General features: G+C 44.8%; 19 protein-coding genes. 5 read left to right on the top strand and 14 right to left on the bottom strand.

Features of this window, described 5'->3' with window-relative positions:
- Positions 1-393: RHS repeat domain-containing protein (locus AAHF22_RS18110; protein ID WP_347326428.1), on the bottom strand; the 393-nt coding region annotated here is incomplete at its 3' end.
- 793 nt (positions 394-1,186) lie between these two features.
- On the bottom strand, positions 1,187-2,125 hold the full coding sequence (deoR, locus tag AAHF22_RS18105; protein WP_347326427.1) for a DNA-binding transcriptional repressor DeoR: 939 nt from the start codon (positions 2,123-2,125) through the stop codon (positions 1,187-1,189).
- Positions 2,126-3,158: 1,033 nt separating this feature from the next.
- Between deoR and AAHF22_RS18100 the strand changes: the two genes are divergently transcribed.
- Both AAHF22_RS18100 and AAHF22_RS18095 read left to right on the top strand, forming a co-directional pair.
- Positions 3,159-4,058 carry a manganese catalase family protein gene (locus AAHF22_RS18100; protein ID WP_347326426.1) on the top strand — a complete coding sequence of 300 codons (900 nt, stop codon included), beginning with the start codon at positions 3,159-3,161 and terminating at the stop codon, positions 4,056-4,058.
- Between the two features lie 341 nt (positions 4,059-4,399).
- Complete coding sequence (locus tag AAHF22_RS18095) at positions 4,400-4,657, top strand: GlsB/YeaQ/YmgE family stress response membrane protein (protein WP_347326425.1); 258 nt, start codon at positions 4,400-4,402, stop codon at positions 4,655-4,657.
- Between the two features lie 232 nt (positions 4,658-4,889).
- Here AAHF22_RS18095 and AAHF22_RS18090 read toward each other — a convergent pair whose 3' ends face one another.
- Entirely contained in the window at positions 4,890-5,450 is a 561-nt protein-coding gene (locus tag AAHF22_RS18090) for a DUF421 domain-containing protein (protein WP_347326424.1), read from the bottom strand.
- 202 nt (positions 5,451-5,652) lie between these two features.
- Between AAHF22_RS18090 and AAHF22_RS18085 the strand changes: the two genes are divergently transcribed.
- Positions 5,653-6,729: a mechanosensitive ion channel family protein gene (locus AAHF22_RS18085; RefSeq protein WP_347326423.1), complete on the top strand. Its 1,077-nt coding sequence runs from the start codon at positions 5,653-5,655 to the stop codon at positions 6,727-6,729.
- Positions 6,730-7,328: 599 nt separating this feature from the next.
- Here AAHF22_RS18085 and AAHF22_RS18080 read toward each other — a convergent pair.
- Positions 7,329-8,135, bottom strand: coding sequence for an alpha/beta hydrolase (locus tag AAHF22_RS18080; RefSeq protein WP_347326422.1), 807 nt, complete (start codon positions 8,133-8,135; stop codon positions 7,329-7,331).
- A 116-nt stretch (positions 8,136-8,251) separates the two neighbouring features.
- Positions 8,252-8,428: a hypothetical protein gene (locus AAHF22_RS18075; protein WP_347326421.1), complete on the bottom strand. Its 177-nt coding sequence runs from the start codon at positions 8,426-8,428 to the stop codon at positions 8,252-8,254.
- A 439-nt stretch (positions 8,429-8,867) separates the two neighbouring features.
- On the opposite strand from AAHF22_RS18075, the gene AAHF22_RS18070 reads away from it, so the two are divergent.
- A complete protein-coding gene (locus tag AAHF22_RS18070) occupies positions 8,868-9,581 on the top strand; it encodes an S-layer homology domain-containing protein (RefSeq protein ID WP_347326420.1) in 714 nt (237 codons plus the stop codon).
- A gap of 449 nt (positions 9,582-10,030) precedes the next feature.
- Here the strand turns inward: AAHF22_RS18070 and AAHF22_RS18065 are convergent, their stop codons facing one another.
- The 3 genes from AAHF22_RS18065 to AAHF22_RS18055 form a co-directional block, all read right to left on the bottom strand.
- Positions 10,031-10,600, bottom strand: a complete 570-nt coding sequence (locus tag AAHF22_RS18065; RefSeq protein ID WP_347326419.1) for a GNAT family N-acetyltransferase — start codon at positions 10,598-10,600, stop codon at positions 10,031-10,033.
- A 132-nt stretch (positions 10,601-10,732) separates the two neighbouring features.
- A complete protein-coding gene (locus AAHF22_RS18060) occupies positions 10,733-11,788 on the bottom strand; it encodes an HD-GYP domain-containing protein (protein ID WP_371834085.1) in 1,056 nt (351 codons plus the stop codon).
- An 809-nt stretch (positions 11,789-12,597) separates the two neighbouring features.
- Positions 12,598-14,061 carry a carboxylesterase/lipase family protein gene (locus AAHF22_RS18055; protein WP_347326417.1) on the bottom strand — a complete coding sequence of 488 codons (1,464 nt, stop codon included), beginning with the start codon at positions 14,059-14,061 and terminating at the stop codon, positions 12,598-12,600.
- Between the two features lie 258 nt (positions 14,062-14,319).
- On the opposite strand from AAHF22_RS18055, the gene AAHF22_RS18050 reads away from it, so the two are divergent.
- Positions 14,320-14,880, top strand: a complete 561-nt coding sequence (locus AAHF22_RS18050) for a GNAT family N-acetyltransferase (protein WP_347326416.1) — start codon at positions 14,320-14,322, stop codon at positions 14,878-14,880.
- A gap of 22 nt (positions 14,881-14,902) precedes the next feature.
- Here AAHF22_RS18050 and AAHF22_RS18045 read toward each other — a convergent pair whose 3' ends face one another.
- The 6 genes from AAHF22_RS18045 to map all read right to left on the bottom strand — a co-directional run bounded on the left by AAHF22_RS18045 (position 14,903) and on the right by map (position 24,712).
- Positions 14,903-15,373: a GNAT family N-acetyltransferase gene (locus tag AAHF22_RS18045; protein ID WP_347326415.1), complete on the bottom strand. Its 471-nt coding sequence runs from the start codon at positions 15,371-15,373 to the stop codon at positions 14,903-14,905.
- 446 nt (positions 15,374-15,819) lie between these two features.
- Positions 15,820-17,400: a gluconokinase gene (gntK, locus tag AAHF22_RS18040; RefSeq protein WP_347326414.1), complete on the bottom strand. Its 1,581-nt coding sequence runs from the start codon at positions 17,398-17,400 to the stop codon at positions 15,820-15,822.
- A 43-nt stretch (positions 17,401-17,443) separates the two neighbouring features.
- Entirely contained in the window at positions 17,444-18,817 is a 1,374-nt protein-coding gene (locus AAHF22_RS18035; RefSeq protein ID WP_347326413.1) for a GntP family permease, read from the bottom strand.
- 547 nt (positions 18,818-19,364) lie between these two features.
- On the bottom strand, positions 19,365-20,333 hold the full coding sequence (locus AAHF22_RS18030; protein WP_347326412.1) for a Ppx/GppA phosphatase family protein: 969 nt from the start codon (positions 20,331-20,333) through the stop codon (positions 19,365-19,367).
- Positions 20,334-20,537: 204 nt separating this feature from the next.
- Complete coding sequence (gene pulA, locus AAHF22_RS18025) at positions 20,538-23,432, bottom strand: type I pullulanase (RefSeq protein ID WP_347326411.1); 2,895 nt, start codon at positions 23,430-23,432, stop codon at positions 20,538-20,540.
- Positions 23,433-23,965: 533 nt separating this feature from the next.
- On the bottom strand, positions 23,966-24,712 hold the full coding sequence (map, locus tag AAHF22_RS18020; RefSeq protein ID WP_347326410.1) for a type I methionyl aminopeptidase: 747 nt from the start codon (positions 24,710-24,712) through the stop codon (positions 23,966-23,968).
- Positions 24,713-25,311 lie beyond the last annotated feature (599 nt).

The following is a 25,311-nucleotide window of genomic DNA, read 5'->3' as shown; positions in this document are numbered from 1 at the left end:
TACAATATCCAATCCTTGTACTGCCGGAGTCGGTACAGGCGGCGGAACAAGCGTAGGGTCGGGTGCTGGTTCTGGAGCCGGTGTTGGTGTCGGAGCTGGGGTTGGAGTAGGTTCTGGAGCCGGCGTCGGTGTCGGCGCATTGGGGTTCACTACACTGTTATAATCCCCCTGTTCAACCTGCTTGCTAACCAAATTACCGTTTTTATCATACGCATACGTAGTTTTCTGTGTCGCGGTATACATGACCGTCAAACGCCCATTTTCGTTGTACTGATACACGCGCTGCGTAGCTGCCGCGGCTGACAACACAGGTAGCAGGGCAAGCGAGATACACAGCAACAGCATAATTTTTTGCAGCAGGGAAGCTTGGATCGACAAACTGCTAATTTTCATAGAAAATAGACTCCTTTAATTCGAATTCATAGTTACTTATCAAGCATTAGATATCTTAGTTCCTTTTTCTTGCATCTATTCCAAGTAGGCTTTCTTAACGAACACCTCCGTTGTTGTAAAATTGTTGTCATACGAATTAAGATCGCGTGCATATGGCCGTTTTTATACGTTATGTACTTCTCTATCTACATATCCCAACAATCCGATTATACCCAGTGTTTGCAAAAATGGAAGTTTTTAATTTACGTAACCAAAAATTAAGATGTACCTCAATTTCATCCTAATTCTTTAAATCTGCTCTAAATTGTATAGAAACAGTGATTCTGACTTTGTTACGTGCACGGGAAATTATATATTTAGTAATAACGTATATACAAAAAGCTTCCAGCTCTGATCGGCTGAAAGCTTTTTGTATGTTGAGATACATTGGTTTAGAGCACCGCATTTAGATTCAATGTAGCATGTACTGCCATACGACAGTACACCCTATCCTAAATAAAAGAAAATCTTCTATCCTATTTCCATCACCTATTATTAAGATAAATCAGGGTCATATACGATAAAATAAGACAATCTGCATAGCCCATGTTCTAACATGACATATAGCAAAATCCTATACAAACTAAGCATTTATACAACATTTCTACGCACTCAAATAACATTCTTCTTGTCGTTCAGGTAACTTTCATCGATTACTATTCTTCATTCCACCATTATTCCACTACATTTCAATACTACTGTATTTCCACTCTGTTATATTTCATTTCTAAACTAACTCTTTTATTCTACTCCCCTACTCCGCCAGCAGCGCCTGCGCTGTAAACTGATCCGTCACCAAAATATTCGCATACCTGCCCACGAGCGCAGCGCGAATTGCATCGATCTTGCGCTGGCTGCCTGCGACGAGAATCGACTTTTCTTTTTTGCGCAAATCAGGCAGATCGATGCCGACTGTACGCTCATTGATCGCTGGGCTGCAAATCTCCCCATTCTCATCGAAAAAGCGCGAACAAATATCCCCTGCACCTGTACGTTGCAGTAAACGTTGTTCATCCTCGTTAAAATAACCGAGCTGAAATAACAGCGCATCCTGCTTCACCGTCCCGACTGTAAACATCGCAATATTGGCCTGTCTGCCCAGCTCGATAATGCGCTGAATATGGCGATCTTCTTCGACCATACGCTTGACTTCAATGCTGTCGAAAATAACCGGCAGCGGCAAGTAACGTGCGCTCGTATGAAATGCCTCGGCAAACAGATTGACCGTCTCTGCTGCATACGTATTAATATGTGAATGACTCACACCGCCCTTGAGCTGCACGACCTCAACGCCGCGTACCTGCTTCTGCTCCAGCTGGCGTGCCACAGAATACATTGTACGTCCCCAGGTGACACCAATAATATCCGAATCCTGTACAATTTCATGCAAATAATCAGCAGCACGCTTGCTAATATGACGCTGAATCTCTTTATATTCATTGGCAGGTGAATAACATACCTGCACAGCTTCCAGGCTGTATTGTTTACGAAGCTGTTCACCAAGCGCGTCCAGATCTTCCAGTGGATCGACAATATCGATACGCACATATCCTTTTTCTTTTGCCAGTTGCAGCAGTCTGGATACGGTTGGACGCGAAACGCCTAGACGTGTCGCAATCTCCTGCTGGCTATAGTCGGATAAATAGTATAGTCGAGCCGCTTCTATACTTAATCGTTGCTTGTCATTGTCCATACGTCTCATCCCACATCTCTATATTAAGTCATATGCCTGTCGCTTATAAGGAGAGGCTACAGGAACAGTCGTGCTCACCCTATTGTTCTAAAGCTCCTCCTGCTTATTTGGGTTTACTTGATTTCACATCGATTATGCTAACTCGCTTCAGTCGAATGCTTGAACTACGCTATCTTATAGTAGTCAGCGCATGCGGTAAACAGGTGTCATGCTTGTATTGGAAAATTATACATTGATTGCAAGCTATATACCGATTAGAGAGAGATACACGTTCACCGCGCAATCAGCTGATTTCTGCTGTATAGCTGTATAGTAGTAAACTTTAACTGTAGTACATAATTTAACATATTCCACAACCATATTATTTTAGGATCGTTTATTTTCAGGCTAGTACCTTTACCGGAATTAGTTTTAACTTTAGACCTGCCTCAAGTTCTGGACGATAAATGTACCAACACATTATTAAAGTTGGAATTTACTGTAGTTAACGAACTAGTTTATAGCATTTATAGCATTTATAGCATTTATAGCATTTATAGCATTTATAGCATTTATAGCATTTATAGCATTTATAGAGTTTATAGCGTTTGTATCGTATCTATACTTGTTCATTTCCATCCTTTTGATTGCTTGCCTATTATGCACGTATACCGTTTACATATTATACATGGTTATCGTCACAATTTCGATGAAAATGCTAGCTCGCTATTGTTGGTATGACGAAGCATTCTATTCGTTTTCGCTATTCCTACATCGCTTTACTGCTCCTGATCCAGTCATTCAGCTCAAACTTTGATAAATAACTATGGTTCAAACTTGAATAAACATACACCATCGCCTCTCCATCATTCGCAATAAATTGGTAAATGACTTTAATTAATGTTTATTATTGTCATTTACGGGTATTGGTTGTTAGGTTCGTGTATAAACAGACTGACCAGATTTATTTCTGGCTTACAGTCCCATTCACCTACTGATGTCACCTGTCGCCTTTGCCAGTATGACCTATACGAACGACATGGAGGGATTGTTTATGTTTACACGGTTAGACCAGATTATGATTCAAATTCCGGATGTCGATCGTCCTGATCCGAATGCAGCAGCTGCGGTACAGGAATTGCTTGGCGGTAAATTCGGCGAAATGTCGACCTTGAACAACTATCTGTACCAGTCTTTTAACTTCCGTAACAAGTCCAAACTCAAACCGTTTTACGATCTTGTCACGAGTATTACGGCAGAGGAACTTGGACATGTGGAACTCGTCGCACACGGTATTAACAAAATTCAATCTGGCTCCACTACCTACAAAGAACCGGACGAAACACCGCTGGAATCGGTCAAAAACATGCGACTCAGTTACCCTTATCTGGCAGGTGCGCAAGGGGCGATGCCACGCGATTCCATGGGGCGTCCGTGGACGGGTGACCATGTGTTTAACAGCGGTAATCTGGTAGAAGATCTGCTGCATAACTTCTTCCTTGAATGTGGTGCGCGTACTCACAAGATGAAGGTGTATGAAATGACCGATCATCCAGCTGCACGTGAAGTGGTTGGATTTCTACTTGTGCGTGGTGGCGTGCATGTGGTCGCTTATGCCAAAGCACTGGAAATTGCTACCGGTGTGAACATAACGAAGCTTGTACCTGTTCCCTCTCTCAGTAACAAGGCGTTTAATGAAGCACGTAAATACGAGGATAAAGGTGTCCATACGAAATTGTATACGCACAGCACAGAAGATTTTAAAGCGATTGACCAGATCTGGAAAGGAACACATCCAGAGGACGGCAAGCCGCTTGAAGTTATTCACGGCTTCCCGGAAGGCGTTCCTGTACCCGAATATCCGGAAGTAGAGGAAGAATTTGCACCTGGTATTTCACAGGAAGAATTCGATGCGATTGCGAAACGGTTAAAAGAAAACGGCAATATTAAGTAAGTTTTGCGATTGTGATTAAGTTACCGATCAAGCATTGATCTATAAGGGAAAATAGTCTGGGGTAGATCATGATGATCGTGATATATGGCGTATAGCCTTATATGTATAGCGGGTCTATCCCAGAATATTACTGCTGAAACAGCCTAATCAAAAGTTATTTATTTATTAAATTTTTAGCATAATGTTTAAATTGGTTATGGTTGGTTAATTAATAATCGACGACAGATTGTTGAGTGAGTTGAGCAACATATCCAATCCGACAACGATGGCCATCGGGATATGTGGTGAATCCATTCAACGATCGCAATAAAGCTATTTACTTCATTGAGGAGGCGAATGATATGTTAGGATGGTTATGGGCATTAATCGTTGGGGGTATTATTGGTTGGATCGCAGGTATGATCGTTGGTCGCGATATTCCAGGCGGCGTAATCGGTAACATTATCGCCGGCTTCATCGGCGGTTGGTTGGGTAACATGCTGTTAGGATCTTGGGGTCCAGAATTGGGCGGTTTCTACTTAATCCAGGCGATTATCGGCGCAGTTATCCTTGTATTCGTAGTGAGTCTGGTTATGCGTTCTATGCGTCGTACACGCTAACAGAACCCTATTTCGTACACAGATACGATTACAGCTAATATGTTCATCATTTGACTTCGGTACAATAATGAACATGCAGCTGTACAATATGAAGACCTGTTCCCATGTGGAGCAGGTCTTTTTGCTTGGAACAGGTTCATCTGGATCAAGCAGTATTAGCTAGCATACAGATTCAATAGGGATGTTATGATCGAATCATGCCGATCCCGAACAGGTACCTAATATTTTCTCATTATAATTCTGAATTTGATTGTTTATGCGTCTGCATCCCGTTCACTTTTTTCATGACCTCTGTCTCCTCTGCCGGCTTCTCACCTTGCTCATTTCCACTGTTCATGATTAAGGATAGCGAACCATCTGACTCCATAATGACAGCTTGAATATTAGTCATATTCGACTCTCCCTGCTTGCGTACGGTCTGGTACATATCTTCGCGACTGATACGTGATCGCCGCATCGCCTGACGAAGATAGTTTCCTTTGTAGTACAGCAATTGCGCATCTGCCTTCAATGCCCGTTCAAATTTGTCGCTGCGCACTGCCAGCCAACCCATCAGCATCTGTAATCCAATTAATACGATAAAGGCAGTTAAGCCCTCTGCGAATGCAATATCACGGTTTAAAATAACAGTAGACAAAGTAGACCCCACGGCTACTGATACGGCAAAATCAAATGCGTTCATCTGCGATAGTGTTCGCTTTCCTGCTGTACGTAGCAATAGGATTAATGCTACATAACTCAAAATACCGATGATGACGATTCTTGCGATATCTTGCCAGGTGTTAAAAAACATATCTTCCTCCTTCTCAGACCGCGTACTCATTCATAAAGCCTGTGTCGTTTAGATACTATTACCCTTTTCCAGAGGAACTTATTGGTAAATTTCCAATATACATATCGCTTGGAACGCAAATGGGTAATAAGGGTAAGAACGTTTGGATACGAGAGAAGCTTGAATACGTTCAGGCAAAACCTATAGATAAAGGATGGGCTGTATGAATTTTGACTGGATTATTCAATGGTATTACAACATACGCTGGATTGATTTGCTCGTATCGATCGGGATTCTGCTGTTATTTCTCGCCTTTCGTAAACTGTTTACACGGTATTTGTTCTCGTTTGTGATTGGACGCTTTAAAGAGCATCCGGCGCTTATTCGCTGGGCACAGGCGTTTGAGAAGCCGCTTCAGTATTTTTTCATTCTGATCGGTACATATCTCGCGCTCCGGTATTTTATGCATGAGCAGTGGAGCTTTGTGATCGATGTGAACAAGATTTATCGTAGTGTTAGCATCGCCCTGCTGGGCTGGGGACTATACAATGTGTCTGCGGCCTCCTCTATTTTGCTAGAAGGGGCAGGCAAGCGCTTTGGACTGGATGCGTCCAGTATGATCATTCCTTTTCTATCCAAGGTCGTGCGGTTTATTATTATTTTACTCGTCGTGACGATCGTTGGAGCGGAATGGGGATTCAGCATTAACGGTGTGGTCGCCGGGATGGGACTGGGCAGTCTGGCGATCGCTCTCGCTGCTCAGGAGTCGCTCAGCAATGTGATTGCTGGTATCATTATTATTTTGGAACGGCCTTTCTCTAAAGGCGACTGGATCTCTACACCGGATATTGAAGGGATCGTCGAAGATATTACGTTTCGCAGTTCCAAAATTCGTACTTTTACCGATGCACTGGTCATTGTACCGAATTCCAAGCTCGCCGCCTCTGCTATTACAAACGGTAGCCAGATGGGGAAACGCAAAATCTTTTTTAACATTAAAGTATCCCTGCATACGCCTGGTGATCGGATTAAACGAGTCGTCACTCGCCTTACCGAGCATCTGGAACAGGATGAAGCGGTAGCACCAGGCACGGTAATGGTGAAGTTTAACGAGTTTTACGAGAGTAGTCTGGGCATTATGGTACAGTGCTTCACACGTTCACCTGGCTGGGGAGACAATCTGGAATATCGTCAGAAGTTAAATCTGTATGTGATGCAGATTTTGGAGGAAGAGAATGTGAAGCTGGCCTATCCGACACAGCGTGTGCTTGTGCAGGAGCCAGAGACGGGATTAGGTTAAATGAGTGAAATGGGCTGAACGCCATTTATTTCGACACTTTTCCACTGTTATTGTATTCCACGACTACTCTATACAGATAACAAGCCAAAGATCGCGTAGATCGCTACGGTCTTTGGCTTGTTGTTTATTTATTGTTGTTTATTTATTGTTGTTCGTTTATTGTTGTTCGTTTATTGTTCTGCATTATAAGTTGTACTATGCGGTACTATTTTACGCAGCTACCTTTTTTGGAAGCGCTTAATAAAATAAAAAGGCGAATACGCTAATTTCACGTATAGGCTTGGTATGTGTTTGTCTGGACGATACAGAGCTGCAAGTGTGAATGAGCTACAATTAGGAGATCTTTAGCTCATCGGCTCGTCTGGACGATACAAAGATACCAGTGGTGAATAAGCTACAATAGGAGATCGTTAGTTCATCGGCTCGTCTTCGTCATGCAGATGTGTTCAGCTTCTCATTTGATCTTTATCCGCATGTATAGATACTATAAATATTTCACATGATCACACGCAAAGTATTTTACATGATTACTAGTAAAGTATCTGATATGATTACAGATAAAGCACCTTACACCATGAGCCGCCTAGCCGTACCTTCATTTACAGACGTGGCTGCTGACGAATCGGTAACCATTCCAGTACGCGCTGAATTTTCATATCCCAGTAGCCCCATTCATGCATCCCTGGTTCTTCCTCGTAGGTCAGTTCCAGTCCGAGCTTGCGCACATGATCACGGAAATGGATATTACCTTCATACAGGAAATCCTCTGTACCACAGCACTGATACAGTTTCGGAATATTAGTAGACTTGAGTTTGGCTAGCTCGGTTGCCAGATAGAACAGATCGTTTTTGCTGCCCTGCATCTCTTCTAGCGTGCCGAAAAGACGATTCACTTCCGCTCTCCAGACGGGATCACCTTTAGCACGTACATTGTACATATGCTCCAGCTCGGTTGCACCGGACAGACTTGCAGCTGCGGCATAACGATCTGGCAAGCTCATACCTAGCTTGAGCGCTCCATAGCCGCCCATCGACAGGCCGGCAACAAAGCGATCTTCACGGCGTGTCGACAACGGGAAAAACGATTCTGCCAGACGTGGCAATTCTTCTGTCATAAACGTAAAGTATTGCCCGCCCTCCTTCATATCGGTATAAAAGCTACGATGTGCGTTCGGCATCACAACCGCAATCCCATAAGCTGCGGCATAACGTTCAATCGATGTACGGCGTAACCAGATCGAATGATCATCGGATAACCCGTGCAATAAATACAACGTTGGATGCTTACCGCCGCTGACTTTTCCCTCCATGCCAATCTGGGTTTGCGTTTCCTGCGGCAAAATAACATTCATCGATGTAGATAAACCGAGCACCTCTGAATAAAAGTCGCATTGCATCAATGCCATTATGTAACCTCCCTAAATTTGTATTCTCTTCTATCATAATAAAAAGGACAGCTTACCGCAAAGGCAGCTGTCCGTATGTAATCAGACGTATGTTGTATTCATTTGTCCTACGTGGATTAGCGTTTACGTGAAGAAGTAATGCCTGTGCTTCCAGCCATTTGTGCACTCAACAATTCTTCAAAACTTTGACCGCCTTGTGTCGTTGCAGATTTCGTTTCAACGGTTGTTGTCTGCGGTCTGAATTGCTGGTGATTGTATGGTGTCATGTGATGTACGCTCAAGTTGATAATCATATCGTTCACCCTCCTCTTCGCTCATGCGCCGTTTTTTATGTTTTTCATTTTATAATTGGATGATTGAACACTTCCTAGGAAGTCCTATCCAGTAGTACCATATGTGAGTTAAGTTATTATAGTTATACCCCCAAATCTTCCTATTGAAAATAGTTTAAATACATATTCTGGGTTAATTTCTATAAATGAATCAATAGGCCCAGTTTGCTGGGTTATAGTTCTGGTACCTTTCGCTTGACCTTCGACATACTTCGGTAACAGTGCCATGCCAAAGTACCACTTAATTAGCTAGTAATATGTATGACTATAGACTGATTCGTATTTTTATAATTTCTCATTAAAAGTATCGAGTTAGTGCAACAATCTGGGGAAGCTAATCGTTAATAGAGTAAGCAGGAAGAAAAAGGAATATAATTAGGAAAAAGAGAGGGGAATAACAATGAATTACAAATGGGTTTCTCTAGCTGCTGCATCCGTACTTACACTATCGATCGGTGTGAATGCATTTGCAGCCAGTCAATTTAGCGACATCGGTAAAGTCGATGGGAAAGAAAAGATTGAGTCATTACAGGAGCGTGGCTTCATTAGCGGCGTCACAGCTACACAGTTCAAACCAGAGCAGACGCTTAATACCGCACAGGGCGTACAAATGCTAGTAAATAGCTTCCAGCTCAGTCTGGCACAATTCCAATTTATTAAAGCGCCACAGGCTAGTGATTCGTACACTAAAGTAAAAGATGGGGTGTGGTATTCCGATGCATTCATCATCGCAACACTTAATGGCATCGATGTTCCACGTGAAGTCGATCCAGCAGCTAAATTCACCCGTGAGCAATTCACTGACTACTTAATGGAATCGATGCAAAAAGCCGGCAATCTGCCGATGTTCAAAATCGATCCTGTTGCAATTGCCGATGAGTCGAAAATCAAAGCAGACTATCAAGGTGCAATTCAGCGCTCGCTTGCATTAAAAGTAACCGAGCTGGATAGCGCGGGTAAATTCAATCCAAAAGAACCGATCACTCGTGCAGAAGCAGCGATCATGATCTACAATGCACTCGACTATTTACAAAAGCATCCAGAGCTAACGAATCAGGCGCAAAATAGTGGCGGTATGTTTGAACCGAATGATACAACAGGCGAAAGCAAGTGATCGTATAGCACTTGCTGTACAAGTAAGCGTATAGCAATTACTGTACTAAATACTGCTTGGCTGCTCCCTCTTTTATAGCGCAATAATAGGATTTCACTTCATGGTGCGTAGATTGCCATATAGCACTTTTGGATGAACGCTATGCGAAGGCGCATCCATTATATCACTCAGGATAATTGTCGTTTACGATCTATTCAGGTTAATCATTCATACTAAAAACCACTTGTCACATACCCATAGGGATGATCTGGCAAGTGGTTTTTTCATCATACGCTCTTTGAATAGTACATTGTACGCTCAATCAAATCATAAAGTAATGTTCGCTGTGGATGTTTGCTATTTTATAATGCCCAATTTATGTGAGATGTATGCTGAACCTACATTCATTTGCGTATTCATCGTTTATTTTAGTCCATCAATACCGATCATCCGGCTATGTAACTATACGCTTACTGCCGTTCAGCCTGCTTATGCTGCTCCCATTCTTCGCGCAACATCCCCATCCGAATCGAATCGTAATACACACCCTGGTACAATCTACATTTACGCAGACGTGCTTCCATCGTCATGCCCAGCTTATAACCGACCTGAATCATCCGCTCATTGCCTGACCATGTCGTATACCCGACTCTCACAAGTGGCATCGTCTGGAATAAATGATCGATCCATAAACGAAGTGCACGTGTACCGTAACCGCCACTCCAATAATCCGGATGGAAAATGACAATGCCCATTTCCAGCCATAACGATTCTTCATGCTCCCAGTAGTAGCTAATCATTCCGATCAACTCGCCGTCTACTTCGATCACCCAGCGGGCTTTATTACCGATCATCTGTGCTTTTTTTTGTTCCAGAAACTGTTCATACGTTAGCGCCTCATGTGCATAATAAGGGGCATCCCACTTTTTCCATTCCGGGCTTTCTTCGCGAAAAGCGAGTTCCCACATGCGCTCTGTATCTGCTTCTGTCGTTTGCCGAATAGCCAGTGTTCCATCTTCATACCGCTGAATCGTCTCCATAGTGCCTCCTCGTCTGCGATGACTGCGTGGTTTGTACAATTGTAATAGACATGCCTGTAAAATAAAATAGTCAGTGTCCGCAGACAATGACTATTGGGGATGGATTACGATTTGAGCTATAAATCATTGCGTTTAAATAAATACTTTGCGAATGTTAACCTGTCTTTGTTTGGCCAGATCGACAAATTGTTCGCCACATTGTACAAGTGGACGGAATAGATCGGTCTGGTTAGCCAGCACGATCGTTCCATTCTCGCCGTTGTCCAGCTCAACATGCTTGCCCACTAGATTAGGCGACATATGATAAATAAGTGCCTGAACCGGTTGCTCATGCAATTTGGAAAAGCCAAGTTCATAAATATTTTGCAAAATACGAATCAAGCCCTGCTTGCTGCCATCCTCGTTGACGACTGCCATATTAATAAATTCATCGGCAACCGATACGATGCGAGTATACGCATGAATCCCATTTTTGTACAATCGCTGTGGATAACCGCTTCCATCTCCACGTTCATGATGCTGCAAAGCGACAAGCGCAGTCACTTTATCGTTCAATGACTCCATGATCAGATCGTAACCGTACTGAGTATGTCGGCGATACTCTTTCAATTCAGAAGGATTCATATTCGCTTTGCCGTTACGGATAATCGAAGGGAGTCGACTTTTGCCAATATCATGCAAATAGCCAGCGCGACTGATCCGATAGCATTCTGCTTCACTGTGACCAAGCCAGCCGGCAATGTAATAACTAAGCAAGCCTACTTTGAGTGAATGGCTATAAATATGATCGTCTTCTCCTTCCAGCATAAGCAGCAACGACACCACATCTTTTTTGCGATCCACATCAAGCAATAGCGGGTCAAGCAAGCGCTCTGTCAAATCTCCGCTAAATTTCCCCTTTGTCAGCGATTCCAAAAATAACGACTGGTACGTCTGCAACGACAGCTCTATACTTTGCCGCAAAACGCTTGGGATCGAGCGCAAGTCAGCGACTGCCTCGGCAGATGTTGCGCTCGCAACGTTAGCGCTATGATCAATGTCCACATAATCGAGACGGTGGCGCAGGAGCAATGTAATATCCTCCACCGACAAAATCGTACCCTGTTTGAGCAATGGCACACCGGAATGGTTAAACGCATCGGCAACCAGACGGTCTCCCTGTTTTACATCATCAATATGTATAAGCAAAATCATCCCTCCGTTATTGTTTCATCATGCTGGATCGGATGCAGCTTTCATCATGCAATAGATGCAGATAAAGCGCTAAATATGTAACCATTCGGCATGTTTTGACATTTGCTAAATTATACTCTTTATCGGATACCATGATGCCATTCGTTATAGAACTTACTGCTCAATCATACAGAGTGAGTATACATATTTATGCATAATCGGCATTCCTTTGGAACTAGAGCGTGTACACAAACTGCTGTTGCTGAAGTAGACATCACTCTAGGAAGGAGTACTTAGATCGACATTACATTCCAGTGTAGCATATAGAAGCTTATACTGCGTTATTGATAGATAAGTATTACAATGGCTTGGATGAGGCAGTCAGATGAATAGAATACATGGTGGATGCTGATTCACATAATAAGTATATGTAACTTCTCTAGGCGTGTACGCAGACCATACCAGCAAGGAATACAGGACGACTCCGATCCCCCATACGAGTCTAGGGAATAAAACTACAATGTAGATTTTTGCAATATGCGCCCTAGCCTGTATTGCTCCACTAAGCTTGATCCAGCTATTCCTCATTATGAGTAGCTACTTTTCTCAACAAAAAAGAGAGCCATGTTTTAACACACGGCTCTCTCTTTTATTTAAAAGGAATGCGTTTCTGAAATCGACTGCTTTTTATAGGCGTGTTAACCGTATAACCAAGCATAGTGTTTATGTTCAAGTCTATGTCTTTCATTTTATAATACATCGCTATCAATAGCTTCAGCCATCCGTATCACTACTATTACGGCATCGACCCTTATGACTGCTGCTTATTCACCGATCAACGCAAGCCGTTTTTCGCCGTCTGGATCATGCGCAAGCTCGATCTGACGATCAAAGATCATCGTTGTACGATCGTTTTTGTTGTAATCCGTCCACGGAATCTCCAGTGTTGTTGGTGTCGCAGTATGGGCAAATGTAATCCATGCTCGCTGCATCTGCTTCGCCAGATTAACAGTTTGCTCATCCAGCTTCACACCAGAACGCTCCAGCATCGCGATATTGTTAAATACGAATGGGATTTCTGTTGCATGAGTAGCTGTACCGAAAAATTCATGACCCAGCTGGCTCCAATCAAATCGATACATCCATACAGGAGCATGAGCAAGCTGAGCTTCAGCATATTGAACCGATGCACGCCAGAAGAACAGATCGGTCAACATCTGTGCTTGTCCTTCCACTGTTTCTGGATAACGCTCCAATAGCAGCGCTACTTTTTGACCGGTCATCGCTTCGATTCGCTGTCCTGCCATTTCTTTATTCATCATATGCTCAGGGCGATTAATGAACATGCGTCCTTCATCCTGATTGGTTCCGAGCATTAATGCGATCCCTTTCGCTGCTCCATCGCGAATAGCACGTACCGGCTCTACAGGTAATGTCTGTGCATGCAATACCGGCTGGAATGGCATTGTTAGCAAGCCTGCTTCGCTGGATTCATGCAAACGCGAAGCTGCTTGCAGTAATTGCTGCGCAGAAGCTTCCATCAATACAGACGCATCACCCGGCTGGCCGCCAAGCAGACGAATCATCGCCTCGGTTACGCCGTGCGCTGTGCTTGGCGGCAGCACTTGAGAAGCACCGCTTTGCATGATCGCTGCTCGGAATAATCCTTTTGCAGCAGGCATAGCGAGTAATGATGCTACACTCATCGCCCCGGCGGATTCGCCGAACACTGTAATCCGATCTGGATCACCGCCAAAAGCTGCAATATTCGAACGTACCCAGTTCAGCGCAGCGATCTGATCCTGCAATCCAAGATTCGCTGAATCCGGCATCCCATACGAAGAAAGATCAAGGAAACCGAGCGGCCCTAAACGATAATTGATCGTCACGATGACCATATCCCCATTGACCGCAAACGAAGTTCCATCATAAAATGGCAGGCTTCCTGCTCCAGTCACGAAAGCACCGCCATGAATCCATACCATAACCGGGCGATTCGGTGTGGAGCTATCCGAAGCCCAGATGTTCAAATACAGACAATCCTCTGACTTTACGGGACGAACATGAGCAGGGAATGACATTTCCAGCTCGCTATCTGGTTGCTCACATACCGGGCCAAACTGTGTCGCATCGCGCGGCTCTTGCCACGGTTGCGGTGGACGTGGTGGCTGAAAACGCAAATCTCCAACAGGTGGTTCGGCATAAGGAATGCCACGCCAGATCACAGCACCGTCTTGACGGATTCCTTGAACTTCTCCATATTGTGTGCGAATGAGTGTATTTTCCATGACTGATCTCCATCCTTCCGGTTTATAAGTGCACAGGCCTATATATTCATTTAAACATATAGAGCGAAAGCATCACAATTTTCGCCTGTTCTCATCCAAATAAGCATGATTGTATTCGTTGTTACGATGCAATATAGAAGCTTCTAACATGCCCTATGATATAATCAACAGTAGCGTTTATGCTGGATAGATGAAGCTCAGTTTACATAGGAGAATCGTCGTCAGTTTATACGATAATAGCGTACAGGAGAGGATCATATGCGCAAAGCTACACCGCAGGATGCCACAGCAGTTATTCCGCTAATTAGCTCCGCGATTGGCGAGATCGGTTATGTGCTAACAGGCGCTACCAATGAAGCAGAAATGCTAGACGTACTGGAATCATTTTTTCGCCAGCAAGGCAATCGTTTAAGTCATGATCATGTGTATGTATTGGAACGTGATGGCGCAGTTGCAGGTTTTGTGCTTGCGTATCATGGCAAAGATATTGAGCGTCTGGACGCCCCAATCAAGCGGCGTTTGCAGCAGCTTGGCTTGCCGGATGAAGGCATTGTTCCTGAAGCAAGAGCAGATGAATATTATTTGGATTCAGTAGCTGTACATCCTTCCTTTCAGGGACAGGGACTCGGTACACTGCTTATTCGTGAATTTGAGCAACAGGCTTTACGACTTGGACATCATAAAGTGTTGTTGATCGTCGATGTGGATAACCCAAGAGCCAAAGCATTGTATGAGCGACTCGGCTACAAGCCGGACGGGTGGCTTGAGATCGGCGGTCATGCTTACGAACGGATGATAAAACAACCGGATGGCCTATAAGCCTCCGGTTGTTTGTGATATGCTACAGTGTTTTGGACATATGATAATCCGTAATCTCATAGCCTACCTTTTTGTATACATGCAGTGCGCGATCATTATGTCCAAACACATGCAGATCAATGCGCTGTACGCCCTGCTCTTTCATCGCTTGCTCTAGTGCAAGCATGGTCTTCGTTCCATACCCTTTATTTTGATGCTGATCTCCAATCAGGATATCATAAATAAACGCAAATTTTCCGCGCGGTGTATCATTTACCTGTACCCACAAATAGCCAACATCTGCATGGCTCTCCGTATCATGCACATTGTAAATAAATGCGCCTTCTGTCTCCAGGCCTTTTGGCAAATAGGTAGCAAACGATTGAATCGACTTTTGTAGTGCATCGCTTTCTGCCCATTCGCCAGCAGCTACTTTCTCCGCAGCAAAATCATGCATAGACTGCTCACGAAATTTCATAAATTGCTCGGTATTCATCGGTATTAATTCAAGCATCGGTTATAGCTCCTCTCGTCCACACATGCTGTAAAGGAATATGTATATTTTGTTATTGATTTAACATTCCTTACTCCATTGTAACTTTACGTCTAACATAAATCCAGATTGCCTATAAGCGCAAATAGTAAAGAGAAACGATGATGATACAAAAGCAAATGAACAATCCTTTACATACATAGAAGCTGGCAATCTACTGTTTCATGAATCCGTAGATTGCCAGCCTCTAACGATGTGTATAGTATTATTGTGCATCAAAATGAACAATGTACCTTGAACATGAATATGATCTAAGCTTGCCCTTCGCTCACCGATCATCCAGCTCATGTGCATTCATATCATTCATCGATCATTCACCGATTTCAGTGGATATTATAACGTATGCCTGTACTACTTATCTCCTAATCATCTTACTAGAGTGTGTAGACCAACTGTTTACACTTAACTTACAGATCGCTCTTCTCCGGCTCCTGTTCTCCTCGCTTCTCCAGCATCCGTTGCTGGAACTCACTAATATCTTCATAATCCTCTGCAAATTTACGCGAAATACGAATATAAATCGGCAATAGCTCGCGATAAATCGAAGCATGTTCTTTATATGGTCGATGTTCATACGTTGTACCAATCATGCCCGATACCGCATCCAGCGATTGGATGCGTCCGGTCGCATACAGACCAAGCACCGCTGCGCCCAGACAGGAGCTTTCAATACTTTCCGGTACAATAACGGGCTGATCGAAAATATCTGCCATCATTTGTCGCCATAGCTCGGAACGAGCAAAGCCGCCTGTCGCATGGATTTTTTTCGGCACGCCGATTTGCTCTTCAATTGCCAGCATAACGGTATACAGATTAAACAGCACACCTTCCAGCGCTGCACGAATCATATGCTCTTTTTTATGATGCAGGGCTAGTCCAAAGAAAGAGCCACGTGCATCGGGATTCCAGAGCGGTGCACGTTCACCGGACAGATATGGATGGAAAAGCAGACCGTCCGCGCCAGGATCGACCTTTTCTGCAATTCGTGTCAGTACTTCATAAGCGCTCAGTCCAAGCCGCTTCGCTGTCTCTACTTCAGAAGCCGCAAATTCATCACGAATCCAGCGGAAAATGATACCGCCATTATTGACTGGCCCACCAATAACCCAGCGATCCTCTGTCAGCGCATAACAGAAAAAGCGTCCTTTCGGATCAGTCACTGGCTTATCCGTGACCGTACGAATGGCGCCACTTGTACCGATGGTGACAGCGACAACGCCTGGATCGATCGCGCCTACGCCAAGATTGGATAATACCCCATCGCTTGCACCAAGTACAAATGGAACCGATGGCGATAGCCCCATTTCCGAAGCATACGTGCCATGCAGACCGTTCATCACCTGCGTCGTTGGCACAAGCTTAGACAGATGGTCACGCGTAATGCCTGCCGTTTGTAATGCTTCCTCGTCCCAATCGAGCTTTTCCAAATTCATCAGTCCGGTTGCGGATGCCATAGAATGATCGGCTACATATTCACCGAACAGTCTCAAAAAGATATATTCTTTAATCGAAATGTATTTGTGAGCCGCCTTAGCAATATCCTGCTTTTCAGCCGTGATCCACATGATCTTGGTCAGCGGGGACATCGGATGAATCGGCGTACCTGTACGCATATAGATTTCCTGGCCTTTGCCGCTTTCCTTCAGCTTACGCCAGTACGCAGCACTGCGATTGTCTGCCCATGTAATCGCCTGCGTGAGCGGTTTCCCCTGATCATCAACAACGAGCATGCTATGCATCGCTGAACTGAAAGAGACGAATAGGATATCATCTGATTTACGTTCGCTTTTATCCATTACCTGACGCACGGAATTGATGACGGCGCGAAATAGTTGCTCCGGGTCCTGCTCTGCTACAGAAGGTACAGGGGTGTGCAGCGGATATTCTACGCTGCCCTGTGCTACAATTTTGCCGCTTTCTTCAAACAAAACAGCTTTTGTGCTCGTGGTGCCGATATCGACACCAATCATATATTTTTGTGTACTCATGCTACGATCCCGCCTCTCCTCTACTGGTGCTCGTTCGTTATGCTCATACAATACTATTTAAAAGCAAAATCAATACAAATGCCACCAGCGATAAAATCGTCTCCATTACCGTCCATGATTTGAGCGTCTGCGGTACAGTCATATTGAAAAATTCTTTGACCATCCAGAAGCCCGCATCGTTCACATGAGACAGAATAAGCGAACCGGCACCGGTTGCGAGTACAACGAGTTCTATGTTTGCTCCCGGTGTCAGTGCAAGTACAGGTGCCACAATACCAGCAGCCGTTGTCATCGCGACGGTAGCGGAACCGGTCGCTACACGAATAAGCGCCGCTACGAGAAAGGCAAATACAATGACATTCACATGTGCTGATGTCGCAACATGGGCAATCGCTTCACCTACACCGCTATCGATCAACACCTGTTTGAATGCGCCGCCGCCCCCAATAATCAAAATAATCGAGGCTGTTGGCGCCAGGCATTCGCTGGCGAATTTGGAAATTTGCTCTTTCGTAAAACCTTGCGCAAAGCCAAGTGAGAAAAAGGCAAATACAGTCGCGATAAACATCGCTACCACTTCATTGCCGATAAAGCGGAAAAAGACCGCGATTCCACTCCCACTATCCGGCGCTACGATCTCCGTGATCGAGCCGGACAGCATCAAAATAACCGGCATCAAAATCGTGAGCAGTGTTAACCCAAAGCTCGGCAATTTACGCTCAGCATCATCCTGCCGTTTGGACGAAAACTGCTCTGCCAAGCCGGCGGCTGGCTGAACGACGATCCGATTACCGATATATGTACCAAACAGTGGGCCAGCAATAATCGCCGTTGGAATACCAACAATGAGTGCATACATAATCGTCGTACCGATGTTAGCCTGAAAAGCATTAATCGCGATCATTGGCGCTGGATGCGGTGGCAGCAGACCGTGAACCGTCGATAATCCTGCCAGCATCGGTATCCCGACTTTCAATAATGAAATATTCGTCTTGCGAATCACGGTAAACAAAATCGGAATCAGCAAAATAATGCCCACCTCAAAAAAGACCGGCATCCCGACGATTAAGCCGACTACCAGCATTGCCCACGGTACACGTTTCTCTCCAAAACGATCAATCAGCGTCGTCGCAATTTGCTCTGCTCCGCCCGATTCTGCCATCATTTTACCGAGCATTGTACCGAGTCCGATCACGATTGCGATCGAGCCTAGCGTTCCGCCCAATCCACTTTGCACCGAATCGACGACATCCAGTGGCTTCATACCGATGATCAGTCCCAAAAACAACGATGCTAACAGCAGTACGACAAATGGGTTCCATTTGTACCGTGCAATCATGACAATCAATATCGCTATCGCCACAAGCGCCCATACGAGCAGCGTCCACTCATGACTTAGTCCAAAAATAGAATACATACGACCGAGTCCTCCGTTCCCAATAGTTAGTGTATGACGTGCTATATACAGCATCCGATACAGCTGCATCATGAAATACCATGTCATTAAAGGCATATTGCCTTTGCCTTATTACCCTTATTTATTTGGTGTTTAAACGGCTTGTCAGGAGAAGATGAACGGTGTGGAATAGGATAGCGTTTGCAAAGTCGGTCATATGGGGATTTAATAAATCGATCGTTTTATAAATAAATGTATCTATCGGAATGTATCGTATAGAGGATTGGAGTATAGAGGATTGGAGTATAGAGGATTGGAGTATAGAATATTGGAGCATACAACATTCTTTTGTGATCATAAAAAAGCTTCGCAAAGTCTTAACAGACCTTACGAAGCTCTCCGTTATACACCATGATATGATGGTATCCACTTACTATAACCACACCAAACGATCTTACGAACAGCTCGGCACAACAGTTCAGCGGACGTAAAACGCGTGTCGCTGTTGCATCAGCAATTTAAAGGCTAACTAACCAGCATATGAATTACTATTCCGTCCACAACCTCATCAACGACCATTAACCGGGCGTTCGTCAGGCTGAGCGTTCATGCTCATCGTGTGATGAGCGAGTCCGTCGCTTAAGCCGCGCCAGCTGGCCAGTAATAAATTGCAGTCCATGTGGTCAAATACGGTACGCAGAATCATCGTTCCTGCTACGATGATGTCTGCTCGGTCGGCGGCAAGGTCGAATTGGTCGATTCGTTCCTCGACACTCAGGTTAGCCAGTGCATCAGCGTAGAAACGAATCGTATCCGGTTCGATCGCATACGGATCACCTGCGGGCTTGGATTGGTGACGACGTTCGCGTTCCATTCGAGCCAGCGCGCGGATGCCTCCGCCTAATCCGATCAATGGTAAGCCTTTGTGCTCGCCAGTCCACGGGTATTGTTCCAACATTGTCAGTAGCTTACGTTCAAGCTGGTGACATGATGTGTCTGACCAGCGGTCACGGCCGCCATTTTGTATCGTCATGTTCACTGCTCCGCATGGCAATGACGTGCTATGCAGCAGTTGTTCACCTTTAAAATAAGATATTTCTGTACTACCTCCGCCGATGTCCACGATAAAACCTTCCTGCACATGGGCAGGCAGGGAACGGGTTACACCGAGGAATCCATAATAAGCTTCTTCCTCACCAGACAGAATTTGCACACTGATCCCTGTTTCTTGTTGCCAGATCGCGGTGATCTGCTCGGTATTGGCAGACTGACGTACCGCTGCTGTAGCGACAGCACGAATGTGATCCACTCGATTGGTGGTACAGATACTTTTGAATTTTTGCAAAACAGCAATAACGGTCTGGATATCCTGTTCGCTCATATTCCCCTGCTCATCTCTATTCACACCGAGGCGCACGGTTTCCTTCGCCTTATGCACCATACGACATGTTCGATCGTTACCTGCCTCATAAATAATGAGCCGGATCGAATTTGAGCCGATATCAATGACTCCAAGCCGGTTACGATGATCGCTCATTGTACCCTCGCCATGAACGCATCCTGTGATTCAAACATCGCCATTAACGAGTTCCTCCTTCATCAAATCATATTCCGGTGAAGCCAAACGGTAATTTGTTTATGATTTTATCAGGAACAGACGGGGATTTCCACCGTGAATGTGTTTTTCACAATCTTTTATGGAAATGTATGGATAAAGATGCCAAAAACCGGCTGAGCACACTCAGCCGGTTGGTTCGATATCAATTTCTGGATCTCCACTTTTGATCAGCACTTTCATCGAATCTTGCTTCGTATCGACGAAAATATACCGATCGGTATCAATATCTTTGGCTTGCCAGTCTTTTAGGCGGATAATAAAACCGATATTTGTCTCATCCGGCGCAATCTGAATGCGCGCGATAGCACGACCGTTCTCCACTCGTTCAAAATCAACCTGACGGTGACCGAGCACCGATCCCCATACCCACAAATTCCAACCGCGATAATCTTGATTAGGACGCTCATACTCCACTTCAATACAGCGTGGCACATAAGGCATAACCTCGATAAACCATTGTGCTGTCGCCTTGCCGCATGTGACGGTGATTTTGGTCTTACCCGGATGAATGCCACGTACAACACCATCACGATTAACCCGTGCTACCCCTTTATCGCTAGAACTCCAGCTTAGTTTTGGACGGGCAATGGGGCGTCCATACTGATCGATGACTTCAGCTTTTAATTTCATCCGTTTACCTGTATATACCTGATGTTCACCTTGTAAATTCACCATATGCGGAACAAGTGTCTCGACGTGTAACAGTAAGCAGCTTTCTACATTTCCACACGATACACAGATCGTACTATTGCCTTCACGCAGCGCGGTAATGCGTCCATCTGCGCGAACCTGTACCGCTTCCTCGTTAGAGGACTGGAAACGGACACGATCTGCTGTATACACGCGTCCACGCTGATCACGAGGAGTCACACGCAGATGCAACTTTTCACCGGGTTCCACGATACTTGGCGTATACTCCCATTCCAAGCTTGCTGGCACAGGCTTGTATTGATCTTCTTCATCGAACAATACCATCATTGACAGTGGAGCTACTTTTACCTTGCCACCAAGCACAGAAGCGAGTGGCTTCGTACCTGCTGTACGTTCGTTAACGACGATTTGCCATTGGCGGCTAAATTGTGGCAATGTGACATTTTGCTCGGTTGTTGCTGCATTGTAAATGACGATAATATGACGCCATTTGTCTCCATTCGCATATTCGCCAAGCTGGAACGCGACGACCTGATGATCACTACGCAGCAATTTTAGCTGCTTTTCCACATCTTTGCGTTCACTCATACGAAATGCCGGATGCGCCAGACGTAGATGAATCAGACCTCTATAGTAGTCGAACACGTCCCGGAAGCGCTGCTTGTTAATCCAGCGGATCATATTAATTTCATCCGGACTGCGATAGCTGTTATGGTCACCCATTTTGCTGCGCAGCAGCTCATCTCCTGCATGGATAAATGGAATACCCTGGCTCGTTAGCACGATGCCATTCGCAAGCAGAGAGCGACGTACCCATTCATGCTCCATCAGCTTATTGTCATCAATCGTGCCATACGGATCGGCTTTAGCCACAGCCGCTTCCAGATCGCCACCATCAGCCAGTTTACCATTGTCCATATGCAAAAAAGATAATTTCTGCTCTGCTCCACTCATCCGCACAATTTTATCCCACAAATTCAAATTATCATGTGCGGTCACATAGTTCACACTCTCCGTCGGATTATCGGCAAAATCACCGATCGATCCGTAGATGCCTTTTACCAGTTCGCCTTCTTTGCCAAACTCGCCTGTAGCAAAGCCTTTGGTATCATCGTCACTACCGCCTTTAATTGCACTACGGAAGTTATCGTTAAAGACCGAAAACCCTTTACCACGCTGCGAACCTTTCAGTGTTTGCTGTGGTAAGGGTGACCATCCACCTGTCCACGGCTCGCCATAGATCAAAATATAAGGATCAACTTCGCGGCGCAGCTCCTGCGTCAATTGGGTAACCGTCTCTGTATCGATCAAACCCATCAGGTCAAATCGGAAACCGTCCAGATGATATTCTGTCGCCCAGTAGCGCAAAGAATCTTTAATATATTTGCGTACCATCGGACGCTCGGTCGCGATCTCATTTCCTACGCCGGAGCCATTCGTCAACTGACCACGCTCATCTGTACGGTAAAAATACCCCGGAATCAGGCGATCAAACGGACCATCCTCGACCGAAAATGTATGATTGTATACAACGTCCATCACTACACGCATGCCTTCACCGTGTAGGGCTTGCACAAGCTTTTTCAGTTCGCGAATACGAGAACCCGGGTCAGCCGGATCGGTAGCATACGAACCTTCCGGCACATTATAATGCTGCGGATCATAGCCCCAGTTGAATTTGTCTTGTTCACTGTTCGGATCATCTACAGCCAGCTCATTTACCGTCTGGAAGTCTGCAATAGGCAGCAAATGCACATGGGTTACGCCCAGTTCACGCAGATGATCGATCCCGATGCTATTGCCATATTCATCCTTCAAACCGGTTTCAGTGAAAGCAAGAAATTTACCTTTGTGCTGAATGCCCGTCTCTGGATCAATCGAGAAATCCCGCACATGTAACTCATAAATGATCGCATCCGTCAGACTCGACATCGGTGGACGAATATCATTTTCCCAGCCTTCTGGGTCGGTTGTACGAAGATCAACAATCGCTGTCCGTTGCCCGTTCGCTGATACGGCATGGGCATAAGGATCAACGCCATATTCCACACTTCCATCTCTAAACTCGGCACGGTACATATAATACTTGCCAGCCAGGTCGCCATCCTGACGTACTTGCCATACGCCGCCTTCTTCCGCATACATCGGAATCGCTGTACCATTCGTATGGTCATTCACTCGTCCATCTTTGTCGTGCGTCCCTGGATCATCGTACAGCATCAGATCAACACGTACCGCATCAGGTGTCCATAATTTAAATATGCTGTGCTGCGATGTATAGTGTAATCCCAGATCGTCTATATCGTAAAAATAATCAGTCGCCGCATCAAGAGTTCGCGTCAGGGAATGATTCATTTTATCCAGCATTCTCTTCACCACCATTTTAGCTCAGGCTGTCCGTCTGCCGCTCCTGTATATTTAGCAAGCAATGCTGAGGAATAGCCTTGCGATTTAACCTAGTATAGGTTGTCATGTATTATCGTCGAATGTGTATTATCATTATTCCGCTATATAGTGTACCAGTACTTGCATTACATTTCATGTGTTGTATTAGAAATATCGGATATTTTGTCGAATTTTTGTAGGTTTTGTAATATATTTTTGTGTATGTTAGAGTAAATTTTGGAAATAATGCAAGAGAACTCTGTTATTTACGTGTGAATGCAATAATGGAAATGATGCGATATTTAGCTAAAATACTACTAATTTATTGACTATTACCTCAAAATTTCTAGTTTGAATACGCGATTATGTACTACTATTATCGGTCTGAATAGCCTATTTCATGAAACACAAATTCAGCGCAACAGTAGATAAAATAAAACAATATTGATACTTATAAAGGGGGAAAAACACAAAAGCAGCCGGCAATGTAAAAGGTCGGCTGCTCTTGATGTGTATTATTGCTCGGTTAAAATGATCGGTCCATCAGCGGTAATCGCAATTGTATGCTCGTACTGTGCAGACAGTTTACCATCTGCTGTACGTGCAGTCCATCCATCCTCATCGATCGTCATCCGATATGTGCCTTCATTGATCATCGGTTCAATCGTGAACACCATGCCTTCTTTCAAACGTTGCCCTTTACCAGACAGACCGATGTGCGCAAAGCTTGGTTGCTCATGCAAATCACGCCCAATTCCGTGACCAAGCAGATCGCGAACGACGCCATAGCCATGTGATTCAGCATGCTGTTGAATGACAGAAGTCACATCGCCCAGACGATTGCCAGCGACAGCCTGTTCAATACCTTTGTACAAACATTCGCGCGTAACACGCATCAGCTGTTCTGCTTCTGGCGATACCTGACCTACAGCGTAACACCATGCCGAGTCGCCCAGCCAACCGTCGTATTCAGCCACGATATCAATCTTCAGTACATCGCCTTCTTGTAGCGGTTGGCGGCTTGGAAAACCATGTGCAATCACATCATTGACCGAGGCACAGGTTTCATATTCAAAGCCATTATAGCCGTTCGTAAATTGCTTTCCGCCCAGACGGGTAATATGCTTTTTCACAAATTCATTAATTTCTATCGTCGTTATACCCGGAGCGATCAACTGCGCCAGATGACGATGACAATCGGCTACAATCTGGCTCGCTGTCTTCATCCGTTCAATCTCTGCGGGTGTTTTCAAAATAATCATTGCTCATAACTCCCTTTCCTTACCAGTCACAAACAGAGCATTTCACTACAGCCTAGACACGATACCTACGTATCCGCACGCTGTAAGCACTGTCTGACTATCATTTTATTATAGTACTGCTTGCCCATCATTTCAGCAACTTTCTCGCCTTCGTATGATTCCGTTGAAACGCATTTTCTTCCCACTACGTATAGTCATAAAATGACATAACCGGTGGGTGATTATGTCATGGTCAATAAAAGATACGAAGCCATAAGAAGGAGACGGTTCAGATGAAAACAAAGGTAATTAAGATTGCCAAGAAGTAAGATATTTTGCTCTGCAAAAATCACTTTTTCATTGAACCCCGTGTTAGAAATTCACTAACACTAGAAAAGGATTGTATTTACGCCTATCATTTTACTCGCAGGATGCCTTCAGCTTGAAGATATGGCGCTCCTGTTCAAAGACATGCGGCGCGATCAGCAGTATGAAGGAGACAAAGCGCTTGCTCGTATTGAAGGTATCCGCAACTAATGTCCTGCTGACGGCACTTGCCCGTCGCTTGCTGCTTAGGCTCGGACTTGAACTTGGACTATCAAACTATACTTACTTATGAA

The sequence above is a fragment of the Paenibacillus wenxiniae genome (genome assembly GCF_039822605.1).
GTDB lineage: Bacteria > Bacillota > Bacilli > Paenibacillales > Paenibacillaceae > Saccharibacillus > Saccharibacillus wenxiniae.
This window is presented reverse-complemented; position numbering and strand designations above follow the sequence as displayed.